The organism is Stutzerimonas stutzeri, assembly GCF_000935215.1.
Classification (GTDB): domain Bacteria; phylum Pseudomonadota; class Gammaproteobacteria; order Pseudomonadales; family Pseudomonadaceae; genus Stutzerimonas.
This window is the reverse complement of sequence record NZ_JXXD01000259.1, coordinates 1-1,755: the sequence shown is the minus strand read 5'-3', so window position 1 is coordinate 1,755 and position 1,755 is coordinate 1. Positions and strand designations below refer to the sequence as shown.

3 protein-coding genes are annotated in these 1,755 nt (G+C 62.9%); 1 reads left to right on the top strand and 2 read right to left on the bottom strand.

Features of this window, described 5'->3' with window-relative positions; all coding sequences use genetic code 11:
* Both LO50_RS21420 and LO50_RS21415 read right to left on the bottom strand, forming a co-directional pair.
* Positions 1-430: DUF7011 domain-containing protein (locus LO50_RS21420; RefSeq protein WP_044316300.1), on the bottom strand; the 430-nt coding region annotated here is incomplete at its 3' end.
* A gap of 346 nt (positions 431-776) precedes the next feature.
* Positions 777-1,124 carry a DUF2958 domain-containing protein gene (locus LO50_RS21415; RefSeq protein WP_014703529.1) on the bottom strand — a complete coding sequence of 116 codons (348 nt, stop codon included), beginning with the start codon at positions 1,122-1,124 and terminating at the stop codon, positions 777-779.
* A 264-nt stretch (positions 1,125-1,388) separates the two neighbouring features.
* Here LO50_RS21415 and LO50_RS21410 point away from each other — a divergent pair, with 264 nt between their 5' ends.
* The gene (locus tag LO50_RS21410) at positions 1,389-1,682 is read left to right on the top strand and encodes a helix-turn-helix domain-containing protein (RefSeq protein WP_023110657.1); all 294 of its coding nucleotides are present in this window, start codon (positions 1,389-1,391) and stop codon (positions 1,680-1,682) included.
* The last annotated feature ends 73 nt before the right edge of the window (positions 1,683-1,755 follow it).

The following is a 1,755-nucleotide window of genomic DNA, read 5'->3' as shown; positions in this document are numbered from 1 at the left end:
GGGTGGCGTAGAGGTAGGCCATGCCGTCTTCCAGGCCGGGCGCGAGTGCCAGCCGCACGCAGCAACCCGGCCAGTGCGACACCAGCACCAGGCGCTTGCCGTCGTGGATCAGTTGCTTGCGGCCAGGCACGCGCCAGAACTCGAAGGCGTCGGCATCCGGCGGCGGGTCGTCGTCTGGATAGAGCTGGATCACGCCATCGTGATCGGGGAACCAGGCTGGATGCGCATCGCGCGCATCCAGGGCCGGGTCTTCCAGCAGGCGCAAGCCCCATCGATGCGCCGTATCCGGTCGGCGGCGACGGCGCAACCAGTCGAGCCGGTAATCGGGGTTTCTACGCAGGTATTCCCAGGCCAGCGCGGGGCCGTCGAGGTGCAGCGTGTAGAGATACGCGGCGGTTGGATACCAATGCTCGGCGTTCAGATCAGCCATAACGCAACCTCCTGTCGATCAGCAGGAACGTCGCTACGGATTCCGCCGTGCGGGAGCTATCGAAACGCCATCAAGTCGTCATCGAATCAAGGTAAGCTGTAACTGCTGGTGTCAAGACAGATTCGCTCCGGAGCATTGCTGAAATCGTCTGAATGCGACGGCTGCGCCGCCGTAAAAATGGTGCGCAGCATTGAGCAACGTGCCGCATCCAGCGCCCGGCATCATGACTGTTTGCATCTGGATCGCACCGCTTCGGCGCAAGCGTGCGGATTCAGACTTGTCCGGTCTTGAACAAGACTGAAATAGTCACAATGCGTCCCGTTTGGCCCTGCTGCGCTGGCCGGTATCAGTCCGGGATCGAACCGTCTTCCTGCGCCAGCCGGACATACTCCGACAGCCTCCGCGTCGGCTGAAAGTAGCGATCGCGCATCACCGGCCGCTGACGCGGGCCGACGATGGACGCGAGATCGGACAGCCTCACCGTGCCCAGAGCGGGCATTCCGATCCCCAAGTCGATCAGGCCGTAGGCCGTATCGCCATCGGCAGGATCGAGCGAGGCCAGCAGCCATGTTGCATGCGCGTCCGGGGTGAACAGCCGCACGGCCGGCAACGGGTCGATATCCTGCCCGGCGGCGCGGGCTTGGCCGTGGGCCAGCAGCCGCGTCCGTTCTTCCTCGGTCGCAAGCGGGATCACGGCCGCGTGCCTTCCACGAATGCACGGAACCGCCGAAGCGCCTCTGTGCTTGCGCACGAATCCATAGAAGCGTAGAGGCACGAAAGCGCATTGCCGGAAGTCAGGAAAGACACGGATGCGGTTCCCTGGGTTTGAAGAAATCCGCAGATACGGATTTCCGTAAAGGCACGAAAGAGGAAAGCAGTAGCACAAAATGAACACTATAGATTGTAGCCCTATAGAGCGCAATGGGCTGTCATCTTGGTTTTTGGGGGGAAACCATAGGTGGCAGCGAAGAACTCATTGGCAGCGGCGATACGGACGGTCAGGAAAGCGCGTGGCTTGAGCCAGGAAGCGTTCTCTGACGTGTCCAGCCGCACCTACATGAGTTCGCTGGAACGCGACCTGAAAAGCCCGACCATCCACAAGCTGGCCGAGCTGTGCGAGGTCATGGACGTACATCCGCTCACGCTGCTGACGCTGGCCTACGTCGGCGACAGCGCGCACCAGGCCGACGAGCTGCTGGCGCGCGTGCGCCAGGAGCTTGAGGCCGTGCTGAAGGAGTCGGATACGCCGTAGCGCGTCGGCGCGTAGTGCCGGATCTCCGCAAGCGAAGCGCGCAGCGCCGCAGGCGCGAAGGCGTGAGGGATTG